The sequence below is a fragment of the Mesorhizobium sp. ESP-6-2 genome, assembly GCF_020164675.1.
Classification (GTDB): domain Bacteria; phylum Pseudomonadota; class Alphaproteobacteria; order Rhizobiales; family Rhizobiaceae; genus Mesorhizobium.
This window is the reverse complement of sequence record NZ_JAIUGT010000015.1, coordinates 66,101-84,060: the sequence shown is the minus strand read 5'-3', so window position 1 is coordinate 84,060 and position 17,960 is coordinate 66,101. Positions and strand designations below refer to the sequence as shown.

The 17,960-nt window shown below is 63.4% G+C and carries 22 protein-coding genes and 1 tRNA gene; 13 read left to right on the top strand and 10 right to left on the bottom strand.

The window, feature by feature from the left end:
- Positions 1 to 219 precede the first annotated feature (219 nt).
- Positions 220 to 453: a polymerase gene (locus LB532_RS29290; protein ID WP_140640308.1), complete on the bottom strand. Its 234-nt coding sequence runs from the start codon at positions 451 to 453 to the stop codon at positions 220 to 222.
- A 334-nt stretch (positions 454 to 787) separates the two neighbouring features.
- Here LB532_RS29290 and LB532_RS29285 point away from each other — a divergent pair, with 334 nt between their 5' ends.
- Positions 788 to 991, top strand: a complete 204-nt coding sequence (locus LB532_RS29285) for a hypothetical protein (protein ID WP_140640306.1) — start codon at positions 788 to 790, stop codon at positions 989 to 991.
- A gap of 62 nt (positions 992 to 1,053) precedes the next feature.
- Here LB532_RS29285 and LB532_RS29280 read toward each other — a convergent pair whose 3' ends face one another.
- Together LB532_RS29280 and LB532_RS29275 are read right to left on the bottom strand one after the other, a co-directional pair.
- Positions 1,054 to 1,263 carry a hypothetical protein gene (locus LB532_RS29280; RefSeq protein WP_140640304.1) on the bottom strand — a complete coding sequence of 70 codons (210 nt, stop codon included), beginning with the start codon at positions 1,261 to 1,263 and terminating at the stop codon, positions 1,054 to 1,056.
- 290 nt (positions 1,264 to 1,553) lie between these two features.
- Positions 1,554 to 1,638 (bottom strand) — tRNA-Leu (locus tag LB532_RS29275).
- A 328-nt stretch (positions 1,639 to 1,966) separates the two neighbouring features.
- Between LB532_RS29275 and LB532_RS29270 the strand changes: the two genes are divergently transcribed.
- Together LB532_RS29270 and LB532_RS29265 are read left to right on the top strand one after the other, a co-directional pair.
- Positions 1,967 to 2,554 (top strand): YqaA family protein, encoded by a 588-nt coding sequence (locus LB532_RS29270; RefSeq protein ID WP_140640302.1) that lies wholly within the window; start codon positions 1,967 to 1,969, stop codon positions 2,552 to 2,554.
- An 82-nt stretch (positions 2,555 to 2,636) separates the two neighbouring features.
- Complete coding sequence (locus LB532_RS29265; protein WP_140640300.1) at positions 2,637 to 3,155, top strand: disulfide bond formation protein B; 519 nt, start codon at positions 2,637 to 2,639, stop codon at positions 3,153 to 3,155.
- Positions 3,156 to 3,497: 342 nt separating this feature from the next.
- Here the strand turns inward: LB532_RS29265 and LB532_RS29260 are convergent, their stop codons facing one another.
- Together LB532_RS29260 and LB532_RS29255 are read right to left on the bottom strand one after the other, a co-directional pair.
- Positions 3,498 to 4,055 carry an HNH endonuclease gene (locus LB532_RS29260; protein WP_023677956.1) on the bottom strand — a complete coding sequence of 186 codons (558 nt, stop codon included), beginning with the start codon at positions 4,053 to 4,055 and terminating at the stop codon, positions 3,498 to 3,500.
- 130 nt (positions 4,056 to 4,185) lie between these two features.
- Positions 4,186 to 4,827, bottom strand: coding sequence for a DNA-3-methyladenine glycosylase family protein (locus LB532_RS29255; protein WP_140640298.1), 642 nt, complete (start codon positions 4,825 to 4,827; stop codon positions 4,186 to 4,188).
- Positions 4,828 to 4,900: 73 nt separating this feature from the next.
- Between LB532_RS29255 and gluQRS the strand changes: the two genes are divergently transcribed.
- Complete coding sequence (gene gluQRS, locus LB532_RS29250) at positions 4,901 to 5,770, top strand: tRNA glutamyl-Q(34) synthetase GluQRS (protein ID WP_140640296.1); 870 nt, start codon at positions 4,901 to 4,903, stop codon at positions 5,768 to 5,770.
- A gap of 150 nt (positions 5,771 to 5,920) precedes the next feature.
- Entirely contained in the window at positions 5,921 to 6,817 is an 897-nt protein-coding gene (locus LB532_RS29245) for a DMT family transporter (protein WP_140640294.1), read from the top strand.
- 80 nt (positions 6,818 to 6,897) lie between these two features.
- On the opposite strand, the gene LB532_RS29240 is transcribed toward LB532_RS29245, so the two are convergent.
- Positions 6,898 to 7,749 carry a YihY/virulence factor BrkB family protein gene (locus LB532_RS29240; protein WP_140500876.1) on the bottom strand — a complete coding sequence of 284 codons (852 nt, stop codon included), beginning with the start codon at positions 7,747 to 7,749 and terminating at the stop codon, positions 6,898 to 6,900.
- A gap of 58 nt (positions 7,750 to 7,807) precedes the next feature.
- Here LB532_RS29240 and LB532_RS29235 point away from each other — a divergent pair, with 58 nt between their 5' ends.
- The 7 genes from LB532_RS29235 (at position 7,808) to LB532_RS29205 (ending at position 13,218) form a co-directional block, all read left to right on the top strand.
- Positions 7,808 to 8,674, top strand: coding sequence for an SDR family oxidoreductase (locus LB532_RS29235; protein WP_140640292.1), 867 nt, complete (start codon positions 7,808 to 7,810; stop codon positions 8,672 to 8,674).
- 25 nt (positions 8,675 to 8,699) lie between these two features.
- Positions 8,700 to 8,891, top strand: coding sequence for a twin transmembrane helix small protein (locus tag LB532_RS29230; protein WP_140553239.1), 192 nt, complete (start codon positions 8,700 to 8,702; stop codon positions 8,889 to 8,891).
- Positions 8,892 to 8,916: 25 nt separating this feature from the next.
- Positions 8,917 to 9,498 (top strand): cob(I)yrinic acid a,c-diamide adenosyltransferase, encoded by a 582-nt coding sequence (locus LB532_RS29225; protein ID WP_140640290.1) that lies wholly within the window; start codon positions 8,917 to 8,919, stop codon positions 9,496 to 9,498.
- A 31-nt stretch (positions 9,499 to 9,529) separates the two neighbouring features.
- Entirely contained in the window at positions 9,530 to 10,330 is an 801-nt protein-coding gene (locus LB532_RS29220) for a rhomboid family intramembrane serine protease (protein WP_140640288.1), read from the top strand.
- A gap of 190 nt (positions 10,331 to 10,520) precedes the next feature.
- Positions 10,521 to 11,270, top strand: a complete 750-nt coding sequence (locus LB532_RS29215; protein ID WP_140640286.1) for an electron transfer flavoprotein subunit beta/FixA family protein — start codon at positions 10,521 to 10,523, stop codon at positions 11,268 to 11,270.
- Positions 11,271 to 11,290: 20 nt separating this feature from the next.
- Positions 11,291 to 12,220, top strand: a complete 930-nt coding sequence (locus tag LB532_RS29210) for an electron transfer flavoprotein subunit alpha/FixB family protein (RefSeq protein ID WP_140640284.1) — start codon at positions 11,291 to 11,293, stop codon at positions 12,218 to 12,220.
- Between the two features lie 119 nt (positions 12,221 to 12,339).
- Positions 12,340 to 13,218 (top strand): 3-hydroxybutyryl-CoA dehydrogenase, encoded by an 879-nt coding sequence (locus LB532_RS29205; RefSeq protein WP_140500869.1) that lies wholly within the window; start codon positions 12,340 to 12,342, stop codon positions 13,216 to 13,218.
- Positions 13,219 to 13,251: 33 nt separating this feature from the next.
- On the opposite strand, the gene LB532_RS29200 is transcribed toward LB532_RS29205, so the two are convergent.
- The 4 genes from LB532_RS29200 to LB532_RS29185 form a co-directional block, all read right to left on the bottom strand.
- Positions 13,252 to 15,177, bottom strand: coding sequence for a PAS domain S-box protein (locus tag LB532_RS29200; RefSeq protein ID WP_224557549.1), 1,926 nt, complete (start codon positions 15,175 to 15,177; stop codon positions 13,252 to 13,254).
- A 210-nt stretch (positions 15,178 to 15,387) separates the two neighbouring features.
- Positions 15,388 to 16,026, bottom strand: a complete 639-nt coding sequence (locus LB532_RS29195) for an NrsF family protein (protein ID WP_140640280.1) — start codon at positions 16,024 to 16,026, stop codon at positions 15,388 to 15,390.
- A 1-nt stretch (position 16,027) separates the two neighbouring features.
- Positions 16,028 to 16,579, bottom strand: a complete 552-nt coding sequence (locus LB532_RS29190) for a sigma-70 family RNA polymerase sigma factor (protein WP_140513867.1) — start codon at positions 16,577 to 16,579, stop codon at positions 16,028 to 16,030.
- A 6-nt stretch (positions 16,580 to 16,585) separates the two neighbouring features.
- Positions 16,586 to 16,888, bottom strand: a complete 303-nt coding sequence (locus LB532_RS29185; RefSeq protein ID WP_140640278.1) for a hypothetical protein — start codon at positions 16,886 to 16,888, stop codon at positions 16,586 to 16,588.
- Between LB532_RS29185 and LB532_RS29180 the strand changes: the two genes are divergently transcribed.
- A complete protein-coding gene (locus tag LB532_RS29180; protein WP_140553251.1) occupies positions 16,887 to 17,894 on the top strand; it encodes an iron ABC transporter substrate-binding protein in 1,008 nt (335 codons plus the stop codon). The two genes, LB532_RS29185 and LB532_RS29180, sit on opposite strands and share 2 nt — an antisense overlap.
- Positions 17,895 to 17,960 lie beyond the last annotated feature (66 nt).

The following is a 17,960-nucleotide window of genomic DNA, read 5'->3' as shown; positions in this document are numbered from 1 at the left end:
TCCGGCCGCGAGTGTGAGGCTAGTCTTCATTGCTCTTCAGGAACTTGGAACGGCTAGCCGGGCCCGAGTTGAGCCGCTCGTCCTCTTTCTTCCCCGGTGCTTCCGGCGGTAGCGCGCGGATCGCGAGGAACAGGCGTTGAATGCAAGAAATCCGCCTGCCGGAACCAGCGGACACTTCAACGGGAAGCCGCCAATGGGAAAGCGGCCGGCCACGGAGCCCTACGGGGACGGCCTTGGGCGAGCGAGGGCCATGTCGAAAGTCTCCGGCAGGTGAGGATGCGCGGCGGTCCGACTCACCGAAGCCGTGGTCATCGCGTCGACCGGGAGAATAATGGACATATGAGCATGGTGGTCCGGCCACAGCGGCTTTCCAAACAGGAAGAACACGATCGCGAGAAAACAAATCAGCAGCAGGACGGCGAAGGTGTTCGCGATGATCTCGCCAAGCTGCATGTCTTTCTCCCGGAAGTCGGACACCCGCCGCTCGCAGCAACGGCGGGCGTCCACGGACCGTCGATGAAGGGACTTTACTCGACGGCTTCCACGCCAATGAGGAACGGCGGCTTATGTTCAGGGTTTAGGACCAATGCGCCGATGCTTCGGACTTCAGTCCCAATTGCGGGTCCGAGGAGAAGGAGACAGTCTGCCTTTCGCACCGGCTAAGCCCTCCACCAAGGTACCAGACAGCCGGAGCACAGCCCGGCCTGCTCGCCAAGTGCCGAACCTACCGCCAAAAGCAGGCCGGGCTCCTTCTGTCGATAGTCAAGATCGTCGCCCAAAGGGGAAAATGACCAGCTACAAGGTGGAGGAAATCCTGGGCGAGAGAATTATCGGCACGCACGAGGTGGCGGCTTCAAGTCCCGCGGGGGCTGCCAGACGGGCAACCGGGCATCCGATGCAACCCCGCATTCCGGGTGCGCTGTTTGTTCGGGTTACCAGATCGGAGGACGGCACGATCGCCGAATTCAGCTTCGCGGGAGTTCCCTGTTGAACCCGGATGAATTCCGAAGCTCGTCGATGAATCGTTTCGACGCGACTTGCACCAGAATTGCGCTAGCGTCCTAGCGGCTGTCTGGATGCCGAAACCAATTCGTCCTCATCCCTGATCCCGGCCATGTAATTCGCAATTATGCGGGATGAAATCGCTTCACGTTCCTGGGCCGATCGGGCGTCGAGCTTCAGCCTGTCGAACACGCGGCCAAGGAGGGCCACTTCGGAGGAATCGAAGACCCCAGCTTCCTGCGCTTTCTGACGAATCGGCATGAGTTCCTCCCTTTCCGGGTAGATAAGCGACAACTGATGCAAGGGGCAATCTCAAGGCCGGAATATATCCACACCGAGGAACGGTAGGCGCCCAACATAGGTCCTGAAGCGTGAAGCCGGCTACCACATTGGACAGGCCGAAGATGCAGTCCTGCACCCGGCCGAGTCGCCCCCGGATGTCGCTCTTCGACATCGGCCTGAGCCGCTCACGACGACCTCGACACCATATCCGCATTGCCGAAGCGCCGATCGGGAAAGCAGCGGCAGACGCATCGAAGCGGCGACTGAAATGGTGCCCCTAGCCGGGATCGAACCAGCACTCCTTGCGGAACTCGATTTTGAGTCGAGCGCGTCTACCAATTCCGCCATAGGGGCTCAGGCCGGGCGGCCTGGATGGGCGCGGACTATACGGTCAGAGGCCTGTTCGTCAACTGGCCTGTTGCCGATAGCGTGCGGAGCCGCGACCAAACCGCACCTTTCGGTTTCCTGCGGGCACTGCCATTGTGCGGCGCGGAAAATTTTTCTAGACAAGCGTCGTGTCGAAGCGCCTGGCGTCCGGAAGAAGGAACGCGGCGCGCTTCGGGTCTTGGTGTCACGCATGCCCCCTGCTTCATCCATGCCCTGGTTTTCTGCCTGCCCCTATGCCGGCCAGACCGTGCATGTGGGCGACGTGCGGTAGTCATCTACGACATTAGGAGAGCCGATGCTTCGCGGACTGTACGACTGGACCTTGTCGCTGGCGGCGCGCAAATCCGCCGAATGGTGGCTGGCCTTCATCGCCTTCGTCGAAAGCTCGGTGTTCCTGGTGCCGGCCGATGTGCTTTATCTGCCGATGGCGCTGTCGCGGCCGGATCGCGCCTACCGCTATGCACTGATCGCCACCGTCGCCTCCGTGCTGGGCGGCATCGCCGGCTGGTTCATCGGCCACTACGCCTATGACGCGCTGGCCAAGCCGATCCTGGAATTTTACGGCAAGTATGACGAGTTCGAGGCGCTGCGCGTCTCTTCGGGCATCGGCTTCATCATCCTGATGCTGATCACCTCGGGCGCCGCCCACCTGCCGCCGATCAAGGTGGTGACGATCCTGTCGGGCGTCATCGGCGTCAACCTTTTGCTGTTCATCGCGCTGGCGATCGTGGCGCGCGGCGGACGCTTCCTGCTTCTGGCCTGGCTGCTGCGCCGCTACGGCGAGCCGATCCGCGAATTCATCGAAAAGCGCCTTGGCCTCATCGCCGGTGCCGCGGCGGCTGCCCTGATTTTGCTCTATATCCTGGTCAAATACGCCCTCTGACGCATGTTCCCCAATCCGGGTAACGGTTTCGGGAGAGCGGCCGCAGACTTGGCGGACGGCCAACACAACGGACGAAAGACCCATGACAGCGACCATGAATGTCGACACCGGACGCCAACGGACACGGACGGCCCTGTTTCTCGCCGTCGCCATGGCCGCCACGGTGGGCTCCGCGCTCGGCTTCCAGTATCTCGGCGGCTACATCCCTTGCCACCTCTGCCTTGAACAGCGCACACCCTACTATATCGGCGTGCCGCTGATGGTGCTGGCGGTGATCGCCTCGATGCTGCGCGCACCCGCATGGCTGACGCGTGGACTGCTTGGCATCGGCGGCCTCTTGATGCTCTATGGCCTCTATCTTGGCGTCTATCACTCCGGCGTCGAATGGGCTTGGTGGCAGGGTCCGGCCGATTGTACGGCGGGCGCTGGCCCGGTCGACACCGGCGGCAAGGGCGTGCTCGACGCGCTCGACAAATTCGTGCCACCCTCCTGCGACAAGGCGGCCCTTCGCATACTCGGCCTGTCGCTGGCCGGCTGGAACGCCATCGTCAGCCTCATCCTCGCCGCCGTCGCCTTCCGCGGCGCGTTCTCACGCGACTAGATAAACCAGCGCGACGCAGAGTTCGTCCAGAAATTCGGCAGACTGCGTAGACTGGCGCTGCTTTCAAGGTCCGAGCCAAGGTCGACCCCCAATCCGCCCCGGCGAAGCAGCGACGGAGTGGGGAAGCCGGTCTTCAAGCGCGAAGCCCGCTGAGAAGTGAGCGCGGCCGAGCTGGTCCGACATCGGGGTGTCAGGCTATCATGGTCTGGCAAGTATGGGGCACCGGCCTACGCCGGCCGTAGCCTTAAGCTGAGACGATCCCTGACGAGTGCTTTGGCCGGCGAAGGCCGGAAGCGCAGACAATCGCTCCAGACTGCCAGCCTCCCGAATCCTCGAACGATCTCAGGGTTCCAGTTCGACATCCCAGTATAGATAATCCATCCAGCTTTCATGCAGATGGTTGGGCGGGAACAGACGGCCATTATTGTGCAGGTCGTGCACCGTCGGCTGGTAGGGCTTCTGCAACGGCCACATCTTGGCATGCGCCGGCATCATGCCACCCTTCCTGAGATTGCAGGGGGAACAGGCGGCGACGACATTCTCCCACGTCGTGGCACCCCCGCGGTGGCGGGGGATGACGTGATCGAAGGTCAGATCGTCGGGCGTGCCGCAATATTGGCACTGGAAGCGGTCACGCAGGAAGACATTGAAGCGTGTGAAGGCGGGATGCCGCGACGGCTTCACATAGGCCTTCAGGCTGACGACGCTCGGCAGCTTCATCGAGAAGGTCGGCGAGGACACCGCGTGCTCGTATTCGGCGACGATGTTCACCCGTTCGAGGAACACCGCCTTGATGGCGTCCTGCCACGACCAGAGCGACAGGGGGTAATAGCTGAGCGGACGGTAATCCGCGTTCAGCACCAGCGCTGGAAGCCCATCCGGAGATACGGCAACCGTCACGTCGTTGGCCTCCTTGGTTCTCTAACCTGAATGGCGCGGATACTGTAAGCCCGACATGACAGGGATGTGAAGCGGATTGTCACGCGTCCGAAGGCCCAAAAAAACGAGATTTTGATGCTTTTTCGCGCTTTCAGGCCGGGGGTGCGGCATCCCTGCCCTTCAATTCGCGATAATAGGACCAGAAAAGCCGCGATGCGACACCTCTCCATGGGCTCCATGATTCGGCGAGCTGGATCAGTGTTTTCTCCGGCGGACGCGGGTCGATGCCGAACGCATGGCCGACGGCGGTCTGGAGCGCGACATCGCGCGCCGGGAAGATATCGGGATGGCCTGCGGCGAACAGCAGATACACTTGCGCCGTCCACGGACCGATGCCGGGCACGGCCGTCATGGTCGTGATTGCCTCGCCGGCGTCAAGCGAACACAAATGATGAAGGTCGAGGCCGTCCGCCACCGCCCGGGCGGTGGCGAGGAGGCCGTGTTGCTTGGGTCGCGAGAGGCCCGCCTCGCGAAAAATGTCCTCGCCGGCGGCAAGGATCGCCAGCGGCGTCAAAGGGTCGACCAGTTTCGTCAGCCGGCCGAAGATCGCATCGGCGCTGGCGCGCGACACCTGCTGCGAGACGATGATCGAGGCAAGGCTCGAGAATCCCGGCTGGGAAAGCCGTAACGGCACCTCGCCCGCCATGCCGCGGATCTTTTCCAGCCTTGGGTCGATTGCGCAAAGCGCGTCGAGTCCCCGGGCGATGTCGTCCAATGTGGCGATACGTTGCATGTTTCTTGTTCCTGAACCGGCCGCACGGTAGCAATTGGCAAAATCGCCGCACAACCTGATTGCCGCTCAAGAGATGACGCTCCTGACATTCCGTTTCGCGCCCAGTCCCAATGGCGAACTGCATCTCGGCCATGCCTTTTCGGCGCTGCTCAACCAGAAACTGGCGCGAGCGGTCGGCGGCCGCCTGCTGCTGCGCATCGAGGATATCGACACCACGCGCTGCTCGCCGGAATTCGAGGCCGGGATGCTTGCCGATCTCAGATGGTTAGGGTTGGGCTGGGAAGAGCCGGTGCGCCGACAGTCGGAACACTTCGCCGAATACGGGGCGGTGCTCGACCGGCTGATCCGGGATGAACTGGTCTATCCCGCCTTCATGAGCAGGGGGGAGATCCGGGCTTTCATCGCCGACAGCGAAAGGCGCGACTGGCCGCGCGATCCCGATGGCGTGCCGGTCTATCCCGCCGTCGACAAGGCGCTGCCGGCGAAGGAACGCCGGCGCCGCATTGCCGAGGGCGCTCCCTTCGCCTGGCGGCTGGATGTCGATGCCGCGATGGCACGCGTCGGCAAGGATTTGTCATGGGACGAATTTTCAGACGAAACGCTCTCCGCGACGCGCGTCGTCGAGGCCCGCCCGCGCGATTGGGGCGACGTCATCTTGGCGCGCCGCGAAATCCCGACCAGCTATCATCTTGCCGTCGTCGTCGACGATGCGCTGCAGGGCGTGAGCCATGTCGTGCGCGGCCAGGATCTCTATTCCGCGACCGGGATACAGCGGCTGCTTCAGGAACTGCTTGGCCTGCCGCAGCCAGCCTATTTCCATCACCGGCTGATCCTGGGACCCGACGGACGCAAGCTGTCGAAAAGCCTTAAGGACACCGGCCTTGCCGTCTTGCGCGAAGCGGGCGTGTCGGCTCACGATGTCAGGCGAATGGTCGGTCTCTGACGCAGGCGAAGGCCGAAGGGGCAGCTTGCAGAAAACACGGCCGGTTGAATTCCGGTGATGCATGGATCAATCGTTTCGTTTTGCGCGCCGGCTTGAACCGGACTAGAGCTTCGCCACGGCTCAATTCTCATCAAGCGCGGTTCCCGGAAAATGCACAGCGTCAAGCGGCTCATCCCCGCCACTTTCGTCGTCCTGTGGGCGACCGGCTTCATCGGCGCCCGCTATGCCATGCCGTGGGCCGAACCGTTTACGTTCCTGGCCGCGCGCTTCGTCCTGGCAGCCGTGTTGTTCGCCGGCCTGGTGGTCGTGCTTGGCTCCAAGAGAGCCTCCCGCGAAGAGGCATTGCACGCCACCGGGGCCGGCATTCTGATGCATGGAGTCTATCTCGGCGCGGTCTTCTGGGCTATCCACAGGGGCATGCCCGCCGGGCTGTCGGCGCTGATTGTCGGCCTGCAGCCGTTGATCACGGCGGTGCTCGCCGGCAAATTTCTCGGCGAGGCGATCCTGCCGCGCCATTGGGCCGGCCTCGCGGTCGGCCTGGCCGGCATTGTCATCGTGCTTTGGCCAAAGCTCGGCGCGCTCGGCGGCGGTGTGACATCGGCCACGCTGACAGCCTCGCTCGTCTCGGTGCTCGGCATGAGCGCCGGCACAATATGGCAGAAGCGTTTTGCTTCCGGCGGAGACCTTGTCGCCGCGACCATGTGGCAATATGTCGGCGGCGCTTCGGTGATGATCCTGGCTTCCCTGGCCTTCGAGACCCACACGGTCGTCATCAACGGCGAATTGATCTTCGCCATGGCCTGGCTGGTGCTGGTGCTGTCGATCGGCGCCATCTTCCTTCTGATGGTGATGATCCGCGACGGCGAGATGTCGAAGGTCGCTTCGCTGTTCTATCTGGTGCCGGCGGTGACGGCCGTCATCGCCTGGGCCTTGTTCGGCGAGCAGCTCAACGCGCTTCAGATTGCCGGCATGGCGATCACGACCTTCGGTGTTGGCCTGGCAACGGCGCGGCAGACCAAGGGAAGAACTGTAGAATTGAGGAATTGAGGAAAATGGTGCCATCTGGCGCTGGGGCTTCTTCTTCAATTCTTCAATTCTACAATTCTCCAGTTCTTCAATTCAGCCGGTCATCCCACCCGCGCGCGCGCCTCGAGATAGCGGCTGATCGCTGCATTGAGTTCGCCGCCGAGAATGAAGATCGCGGACACGATATAAAGAAAGACCACCGCGATCATGATCGAGGCAAGCCCGGCATATGTCGTCACATAGGACGAGAAATGGTCGAGATAGGTGGCGAAAATGGTCGAGCCGATCAGCCATGCGGCGAGCGTGAAGACGATGCCGGGGATCAGCGAGACGAAACGGCGCTTGCCGGCCGGCAGCCAGTAATGCACTGAAAACAGACCGCCGACGATGACGGTCGAGGCGATGACGTAGCGCCACAGCGTGATGGTGCCCGTATAGGGTTTTATCCACTCGAAATGCGCCTCGGCCAGCCGCGCCAGCAATGGCGCGAAGACCAGGAGCACGCTGATCGCCAGGAAGCCTGCCGTGGCGATCAGCACGAAGAAGATGCTCTGCACACGGCGATAGATGATGCCGCGCGTCTCGGTGACGCGATAGGCCCGGTTGAGCGAGGTGCGCAGCGCCTCGATGCCGTTCGAGGCGAAATAGGCGGCCAGCAGCACGCCGTAGGTGAGCAGATCCGATCGTCGCACGGTGAGCACGTTCAGCACCTCGCGCGCGATCGGTTTGGCGATTTGCTCCGGCCAGGTGTCAAAGACCAGGTGCACGGCCGTGTCGGCGAAGGCTTGCGCGCCGAGGAAGCTCGCCAGCGTGGTGGCGAAGATCAGGAACGGAAACAGCGCCATCAGCGAGGTGATTGCCAGATGGCTGGCCATCGCCCAGCCGTCATCGGTGTTGAAATGACCGATCGCGTCGTAGAGTACGCGGCGCAGGGCGACGATATTCCGCAACAAGAACCGCGCTCCCCTTCGATTGTCTCGACGCCGCGAATATGGGAAGGGAATGCGGCAAATGGCAACCCTTGGTCATAAGACGAATCCGCCGGCGCGCGCGTTGCGCGTCATCATCGTCACCGGCGCGTCGTCCGGCATAGGCGCTTATTGCGCGCGGGCGCTCAAGGCGGAAGGCTGGCGGGTGTTCGCCACGGCGCGCAAGCCCGAGGACATCGCGGCCCTGGAAAAGGATGGCATCGAGGCGTTCTATCTCGACTATCGCGAACCTGCCTCCATCGAAGCGCTTGCGGCTTCAGTGCTGGAGCGGACCGGCGGCAGGATCGATGCCTTGTTCAACAACGGCGCCTATGCGCAAGCGGGCGCGGTCGAGGATCTGCCGGTGGCCGCCTTGCGGGAGCAGTTCGAGGCCAATTTCTTCGGCTGGCACGACCTGACCCGCCGGCTCGTGCCTGTGATGCGCCGCCAGGGCGGTGGCCGGATCGTTCATTGCTCGTCGATCCTTGGCCTGGTGCCGGTACGTTTTCGCGGCGCCTATTCGGCATCCAAACACGCTTTGGAGGCATTGATGCTCTGTCAGCGCCAGGAACTGGCCGGCAGCGGCCTCCATGTTTCGCTGATCGAGCCGGGGCCGGTTAAATCGAAGATCGCCAGCAATGGCCTCGCCTGGTTCCTCAGGAATATCGACCATGAGAATTCCGTGCATCGCGCCGACTATGAGGCGCAGTTGGAACGCATGCGCGGCGGCGGCAGCAAATCGGCGCTGAAACCTGGCCCGGAAGTGGTCCACAAGGCGCTTCGCCATGCACTTCTGTCGCGGCGCCCACGCCCGCACTATGTGGTAACAGTGCCGGCCAGGTTCGGGGCCATGCTCAAACGCATCCTTCCGGCATCGATGCTTCACCGCCTGCTCGCCAAACGCGCCTGAACAAGAAAAGGACTGGAAACGCAAAATGGCATCCGTCTTCAACATCCTTGCCATCCTGGTCATGGTCGCCGTGGTGATCGTGCTGGTCCGGGGTCTGATCAACATGATGCGCGGCGGTTCCGGCATCACCTCCAACAAGCTGATGCAGACGCGCGTCGTGCTGCAGGCCGTGGCGCTGGCGCTGATCCTGCTGGCCGTGTATTTCACCCGCAAGTGAGGACACCGGCCGTTCGGGAGGCGACGTGGTCAAGCTCAACAAGATCTACACCCGCACGGGCGACAACGGCACCACCGGGCTCGGCACGGGTGAGCGGCGGCTGAAGTCCGATCTCAGGGTAGACGCCTACGGCACCGTCGACGAAGCCAACGCCTGCATTGGCATGGCTCGTGTTCACACCGCCCCAAGCCACCCGGCGATTGACGCCATGCTTGCCCGCATCCAGAATGATCTCTTCGACCTCGGCGCCGATCTGGCTGTGCCCGACGACGGCAAGCCGCTCGGCTACGAACCGCTGCGCATCATTGCCGCGCAGACCGAGCGCGTCGAACACGACATCGATCTCCTCAACAACGACCTCCAGCCACTCAAATCCTTCGTGCTGAACGGCGGCACGCCGGCCGCCGCTGCGCTCCATCTCGCCCGCACGGTGGCACGGCGGGCCGAGCGGCTGATGGTGGCGCTCGCACAGCATCCTGATGAGCACGTCAACCGCGACGGGCTGAAATACATCAACCGCGTCTCCGATTTCCTGTTCGTCGCCGCCAGGGCGGTCAATGACAATGGAAATGCCGACGTGTTATGGGTTCCCGGCAAGAACCGCTGAACTATGCCAAGGCGGGAGAGGCCAGGCACCGATGTTCATCCCGCTCTACGACACCAACAGGCTGCGGCACATCAGGCTGCAATATGTGACGATCGGCCTGATCCTGGCCAACGCGCTGGTCTATTGCGCCACCGCGCTCGGCGGCGAGAATTTCACCAATGCCGCCGTGCTCGGCCTCGGCTTCATCCCCTCCGTGGTGCATGACACGGCAGAGCTCGACCCGCGTTTTATCGTCATTCCCGAGAGCCTGAGCTATCTCACCTATTCCTTCCTGCATGCCGACATTTTCCACCTTGGCGGCAACATGCTCTTCCTGTGGGTGTTCGGCGACAACGTCGAGGACGCGCTCGGCCATATCCGCTATCTCATCTTCTACCTCCTGTGCGCCATCGCCGGAGCCGCCTTCCAGGGCCTCATCGCGTGGGACTCGCAGGTGCCGCTGATCGGCGCCTCCGGCGCCATCGCCGGCGTGGTCGTCGCCTACCTGATCCTCTATCCCAGGGTGAAGGTCTGGGTGCTGGCCTTTGCTCGCATTCCGCTGCGCATCCCGGCCTTCATCCCGCTCCTCCTGTGGGTGCTGTTCCAGATCGTCATGTTCGCCGCCGGTGGCGAGGACCAGATTTCCTGGGCCTGCCACGTAGGCGGCATCATCGCCGGCGCCGTGCTGGTGCTCGTGCTGCGCAGCCGCGGCGTGCCGCTTTTTGCGGGCGCGGACGAAGAGGTCGCACCGGCCGACCAGCCCGCCATCGCCGTCGATCCGGCCGTGAGCGAACCCATTGCGGCGCAGCCTGCGCGACGCTGGGGTCGGGGAAGTGTCCCCGGCCCCGACTGAACCGATTGAGTGAATTGCCCGATGCCCTGGCATATTGACGTGCGGGTTTGCCGCAACTACGGAAGCGTTTCCGCCCGCCTTAGGCGGTTGAAGAGCAGAATTTCCATCCGGAATGTCGGCTTTCGACAACTCTGACAGGGTTCACGCTGGTATAGCGCGCCCCAACTATCTCAAGAGAGGTGACAGGAAAATGAAGATCCTTGTGCCCGTGAAGCGGGTTGTGGATGCGAATGTGAAGGTTCGCGTCAAGGCTGACGGTTCGGCGGTGGAATTGGCCAACGTCAAGATGGCGATGAACCCGTTTGACGAGATCGCGGTCGAAGAGGCGATCCGACTCAAGGAAGCCGGCAAGGCCGAAGAGATCATCGTCGTGTCGATCGGCCCGCAGCAGGCGCAGGAGACGCTTCGCACCGCGCTCGCCATGGGCGCCGACCGCGCCATCCTGGTCAAGACCGACGAGCAGACCGAGCCGCTGGGCGTCGCCAAGGTGCTGAAGGGAGTGGTCGAGGCCGAGCAGCCCGGCCTGGTCATCCTCGGCAAGCAGGCGATCGACGATGATTCCAACCAGACCGGCCAGATGCTTGCAGCCCTTCTCGGCTGGGCGCAAGGCACGTTTGCTTCCAAGGTGGTGCTCGAGGGCGACAAGGCCAGGGTGACCCGCGAGGTCGACGGCGGCCTGCAGACGGTTGAGCTGAAGATGCCGGCGATCGTCACCGCCGACCTTCGCCTCAACCAGCCGCGCTACGCTTCGCTGCCCAACATCATGAAGGCCAAGAAGAAGCCGCTCGACGAGAAGAGCCCGGCCGACTACGGCGCCGATGTCAAGCCGCGGCTGAAGGTCATCAAGACCGAGGAGCCGGGCGGCCGCAAGGCGGGCGTCAAGGTCAAGAGCGTCGCCGAGTTGGTCGACAAGCTGAAGAACGAAGCCGGCGTGCTCTGAGATCGGAAGGAACAGATAAAATGACCATTCTCCTCATCGCCGAACACGACAACGCAACCCTTTCGGACCAGACCGGCAAGGCGCTGTCGGCCGCGCTGCAGATCGGTTCGGACGTGCATGTGCTGGTGGCCGGCAAGAGCGCCAAGGGCGCAGCCGACGCCGCCGCCAAGCTGAAGGGCGTGAGCAAGGTGCTGCTCGCCGAAGCCGACGAGCTTGCCGAGCGTCTCGCCGAGCCGACCGCGGCGCTCGTCGTGTCGCTGGCCGGCTCCTATGACACCATCGTCGCGCCGGCAACCTCGTCGGGCAAGAACGTCGCGCCGCGCGTGGCCGCTTTGCTCGACGTGGCGCAGGTCTCCGAGATCATCGAAGTGGTCTCGCCGGATACCTTCAAGCGGCCGATCTATGCCGGCAACGCCATCCAGACGGTACAGTCGACCGATGCCAAGAAGGTCATTACCGTGCGCACCGCCTCCTTCCAGGCGGCGCCCGAGGGCGGTTCGGCCGCTGTCGAAACCGTCGGCGCCGCGGCCAATCCGGGCCTCTCCTCCTTCATCGAGAACAGGCTGTCGGAGACCGATCGACCGGAACTGACCTCGGCCAAGATCATCATCTCGGGCGGCCGCGCGCTCGGCTCCTCGGAGAAGTTCCAGGAGGTCATCCTGCCCGTCGCCGACAAGCTCGGCGCTGCCGTCGGCGCATCCCGCGCTGCCGTCGATGCCGGTTATGCGCCGAATGACTGGCAGGTCGGCCAAACCGGCAAGGTCGTCGCCCCCGACCTCTACATCGCCGTCGGCATCTCCGGCGCCATCCAGCACCTTGCCGGCATGAAGGACTCGAAGGTCATCGTCGCCATCAACAAGGACGAGGAAGCGCCGATCTTCCAGGTCGCCGACTATGGCCTCGTCGGCGACCTCTTCGTCGTCCTGCCGGAGTTGCAGAAGGCGCTTTGACGCCCTGACGCAAAGCGTATTAAATTGTGAGGGGTGGGGTAGACGAAGTCGCCCCGCCCTTTTAGTTTGCACCGCACAAAAAGCAGGCCGCAAAGGTCTTTTTCGACGGGATCGGTGTAATGAGCAAGATCGAAACGATCGGCATCATCGGCGCGGGCCAGATGGGCGGCGGCATCGCCCATGTCTCCGCGCTTTCGGGCTACAAGGTGCTGATCTACGATATATCACCCGACCGTATCGAGAAGGGCATCGCCACCGTCAGCGGCAACATGGCCCGCCAGGTGGGGTCCGGCAAGCTCGACGAGAAGCTCCGCAACCAGGCGATGGCGCGCATCGCGGCGGCGCCATCCATGGCCGATCTCGCCGGTGCCGACCTGGTCATCGAGGCGGCGACCGAGGACGAGACGGTCAAGCGCAAGATCTACGCCCAGCTTTGTCCGCAGCTCAATCCCGAGGCCATACTGGCGACCAATACCTCGTCGATCTCGATCACGCGGCTAGCCGCGCAGACCGACCGCCCCGAGCGCTTCATCGGCATCCATTTCATGAACCCGGTTCCTCTGATGAAGCTGGTCGAACTGGTGCGCGGCATCGCCACCGAGGACCAGACCTTCGAGGCGGCGAAGACCTATGTGAAGCAGCTCGACAAGACGATCACGGTCTCGGAGGATTTTCCGGCCTTCATCGTCAACCGCATCCTTTTGCCGATGATCAACGAGGCGATTTACACGCTTTATGAAGGCGTCGGGACGGTCGATGCGATCGATACCGCCATGCGGCTCGGCGCCAACCATCCGATGGGGCCGCTGCAGCTGGCCGATTTCATCGGCCTGGACACCTGCCTATCGATCATGCAGGTGCTGCATGACGGCCTGTCGGACTCGAAATACCGCCCCTGCCCGTTGCTGGTCAAATATGTCGAGGCCGGCTGGCTCGGCCGCAAGACCGGTCGCGGCTTCTACGATTATCGCGGCGAGCACCCCGTTCCGACACGCTGACCCGCCAGGGTTGATCGCGGCCCGATCGCGGGGCTACGACGCGGCGGCCAGGGGCTTGGGCGTCTCGATTTCGACCCTGTCGTCCTTCGCATCGTTCTCCGGCGCCACGGACACGCATCCGCGACCCGCAGCCTTGGCCACGTAGCAGGCGGCGTCTGCCCTGGCGATGATCTCGTCGACCGCACCACAATCGGCGTTGATAGGAGCCAGTCCGATGCTGGCGCCGATCGAATGAGGACGGCCTTCCCACGTGAAATCGAGGCCCTGTATCGCATCGATGATGGATCGCGCCGCGATCCTGGCACCAGCGGCCGAGCCCGACTTCAGAAGGACCGCGAATTCGTCGCCGCCCAGACGCGCGACCATGTCCTGCGGACCAAGCACGCCACGCACGGCCTCGGCAACGCGCTTGAGCAATGCGTCTCCCGCCGCGTGGCCGCCTGTGTCGTTGACCAGTTTGAAATGATCCAGATCGATGAACATGAACTGATGTCCGATCCCATCCTTGCGGGCCTGATCGACCAAGTCTTCCATGGCGCGTATGAAACTCGCGCGATTGGCAAGGCCGGTCAGCGCATCATGCGCGGCGGCGTGGGCAAGCTGGCGCTGCAGCGCGCGCGCATCGGTGAAGTCCTGGAAGACGATGACCAGTCCGCAGAATTCGTTGCGCTCGTTCATGATCGGCGACACGACCTGCCGGATGCTGCAGCGCGTCTCGTCGCGCCGGATGAGGACCGCGCGGCTGTTCTGGTCGTCGGCTGCCTGGCCGCCGGTCGCAGGCCGCGCCACGCCGATCCTGTGGCCGGTCTCCTCGTCGACCGCCCAATAGACGTGGCCAAGCGTCTTGCCGAGGGCATCATTGCAGGAGACGCCGGTCAGCTTTTCGGCGACAGGATTCATGAAGGTGATGCGGTTCGCGGCATCGGTGCAGATGACGGCATCGCCGATCGACTGCAGCGTCACTTTGAGGCGCTCCTTTTCGTCGGCCAGCATGGCCGCCGACACGGCGAGACGCTCCTCCGCCTGCTTGCGCCGGGTGATGTCGGTCAGGCTGCCTATCGCCCTGATCAGCCGCCCCTCTTCGTCGCGCTCGATCGCCTTGCCGCGGTCGAGGAACCAAAGCCAGCGGCCATCCTTGTGGCGCATCCTGAATTCGGCCTCGAAGAACGGCGTGCGGCCTTCGAGATGGGCGCGGTCCGCCTCGGCCACGGCCTCGCGGTCGTCGGGATGTATCATCGCCAGCCAACGATCGGGGTCACCGTCAAGTTCGCCATCGTCGTAACCCAGCATCTTGACCCAGGTCGCCGAATAGGTGGTGCCGCCCTTGCGCATATCGAAGTCCCAGACGCCCTGGCCGGCGCCGGCCAATGCAAAATTCCAGCGCGTTTCGGCCTCTGCGATGCGCGCCTCTGCCTGCCTGCGCGCGTCGATGTCCTCTATCTGCGAGACGAGATACAGCGGCTGGCCGCTATTCCCGTCGCAAATGACAGAACCGGCCAGCCGGGCCCAGACGGGCGTGCCGTCCTTCTTGAGATAGCGCTTCTCGAAATGAAAGGAATCGATCTTGCCGGCCTTGAGGCCCTCCATCGTCTCCCGCCCGATCTGATGATCGTCGGGATGCGTGATCTGAATGAACGTCAGCGCCTCAATCTCTTCGCGGCTGTAGTCGAGCATGGCGGCGAAGACAGGGTTGGCCTCGAGAATGCGCCCGTCGAGGCCGACGATCGCGACGCCGATCGAGGAATCCTCCATGGCACGGCGGAAGCGCTGCTCGCTCTCGGCGATCTGACGGCGGTCCTTGCGGATGACGCGCGCGAACAGGCCGGCCAGGAGAAGTGCGCCAGCCGCCACACCGACCGACGCCTGCACACATAATTCGAGCGTCTCGGCGCCGGGGTTGAGTCGCGACAGCAGGACCGATACCGCAATCGCCGCTGTCCCGCCCACGAGCAAAGCCAACCCCGCATGTCTGTGCGGCGCCGGCCCGATGACCCTTCGTATTGCCACGATTTGTACCACCCCGTGGGCAATCGCATTTTCCGTGAAAATCCTGACGGATCGGTTTTAAGGAAAGGTTGCGTCGCGGGTATCGGGGATGTCGCCGGCCGGCAAACATTTGCCGGCATGATTAAGGATCGGTATGCGCGGAATGCAGGAGCGGGCGTCGCGCTACCAGCGCACGAAAAACCGGCCGCCGAGTGCGCCTAGCAGCGCCAGCGCAGCGATCGCGATCGTGTACCAGGTGGCGACGAAAAGTGGCGAATCATCAAAGCAATGCGCGGCATAGAAGGTCGCCGCCAGCCCGCCGGCGAGCAGGCCCGCGGCCGTGCCGGCCAGCACTGGCCGTGTCGGCGCGCCATAGCGCAGCATCCACAGGAAGATGGCCAGCGGGCCGATGCCGATCAGCGGGATGAGCCCCATGCAGACCATCATGTTGGAACCGACGAGCCGCCTGCCCCAGTCGGCCTCGGGCACGGCGTAAAGCTCCAGCACTACGGCCACCGCGACGAGCACGGGCGCAGCCGCCATCCAGGCCGCCGCCTTGCCTGTCGATGCTCCCGGTGTCGACAATGCCCTGACGAAGGCGAAGGCGCTGGCGGCGAGCACGACGGTGAACAGGAACTTCGAAAGAAAGCGCATCGTATGTGCGGCAGCCATGAAGTCGGGGCGCGGACCGATCGTCATCATGAAAACGGCACCCGCGATCACGGCGGCCACGCCGGCAGCCAACCACCAGGCCGAGCGCAGCGGCATCGCCTTGCTGCGGGCGTCGGCATCAAGCGCCTTGATGAGATCTTCGGTCCTCATGTCATTCCCGCCCAAACCGCCCCTGCCCGAACCGCTTGGCAATGGCTGCAAGTCCGCGATGCAGGGAAACCCGCACCGCTGTTTCGCTGATGCCGAACTTGGCTGCCGTGTCGCCGATCGAGCGCCCCTCCACCGACACGGACGACACCACCGAGCGCTGTGCCGGCGGCAGGCCGTCGAGCGCCCGGTTGATGTCGCGTTCGCTGACGGTTTCCGTTTCCGGCTCGGCGAAGGTTTCGGCAATATCGTCCACATCGATCTCGATGCGCCGTCCGCGCCGCCGGAATGCATCGATCAGCTTGAAGCGCGCGATGGCATAGACCCAGGGCAGCACAGGTGCGTCCTGACGCCAGGTGTGCCGTTTCACATGAATGGCCAGCAAGGTTTCCTGCACGACATCCTCGGGATCGACCCCGCCTTTGACGATCTTGCGCCTGGCAAAACCGCGAACCAAAGCGGCCGTCCGGTGCAGAAAGTCGGCATAGGCCCTTTCATCTCCCGCGATCGCGGCTCGCATCAGCCGGGAAAGCTCGGCCTCGTCCTTGCCGCTCACAAGAGTTCACTCCCCGATCTTCGCGCCTCGGCGCTGATTTGTTACGTGGCCGGCGAAATAATGTCCAAGGCAAACTACCGGCAAGTCACGAAAGATTGCGGACAAATGCGGGCTGGGCGCGCGACTCGTCGAAGGCGACCCCGAACCGTCGATCCCGCGATCCCGCGCGGCCATCACGCGGAATTGTCCGCCTGGCATAGGGCCTATGTCGTCAGCGGCCGATTGAAGCAGGCCAAAAATGTTGACTACACCTGTCATGTATCGGTAGGTGCTGCGTGCCAGTTCAACGAGATCGAGGACGATGCCCATGAAATACGCTCTTTCCACCCTTGCCGGCGCCGCGGCGGTGGCGGTCAGCCTGATCGCTGGCCAGGCGATGGCCGAGGATACAGGCATCATCGTCTACAATGCCCAGCACGAGAGCCTCGCCAAGGAATGGGCCGACGGCTTCACCAAGGAAACCGGCATCAAGGTCACGTTGCGCAATGGCGGCGATAGCGATTTCTCCAACCAGATCGTCGCGGAGGGTACCGCCTCGCCCGCCGACGTGTTCCTGACCGAGAATTCGCCGGCCATGGTGCTGGTCGAGAATGCCGGCCTGTTCGCGCCGGTCGATGCGGACACGCTGGCGCAGGTTCCACAGGATTATCAGGCAGCGAGCGGCAAATGGGTTGGCGTTGCCGCGCGCAGCACCGTCTTTGCCTACAATACCACCAAGCTCAAGGCCGACCAGTTGCCCAAGTCGCTGCTCGACCTTGCTGATCCGAGCTGGAAAGGCCGCTGGGCCGCCTCGCCGTCGGGCGCTGATTTCCAGGCGATCGTCAGCGCGCTGCTGCAGCTCAAGGGCGAAGCCGCGACGGCGGACTGGCTGAAGGCGATGAAGGAGAATTTCACCGCCTACAAGGGCAACAGCACCGTGATGAAGGCGGTCAACGCCGGTGAGATCGAAGGCGGCGTGATCTATCACTACTACTACTTCGGCGATCAGGCCAAGACCGGCGAAAACAGCAAGAACGTTGCGCTGCATTATTTCAAGAACCAGGATCCGGGCGCCTTCGTCTCGACCTCCGGTGGCGGCGTGCTGGCTTCGAGCAAGCATCCGAAGGAAGCCCAGGCCTTCCTGAAGTGGGTGACCGGCAAGGGCGGCCAGGACGTGCTGAAGAACGGAACGTCCTTCGAATACGCGGTCGGCAAGGGCGCGGAGTCCAATCCGAAGCTGGTGCCGCTGGCCGACCTGCAGGCGCCGAAGATCGATGCCGCGACGCTGAACTCCAAGAAGGCCACCGACCTGATGACGGCGGCCGGCTTGCTTTAGTTGCCGTTCGTCCTAATAAGGACACCGGCCGTGCTCCCGCGGGAATTCCGCGGGAGCGTTTTGTTT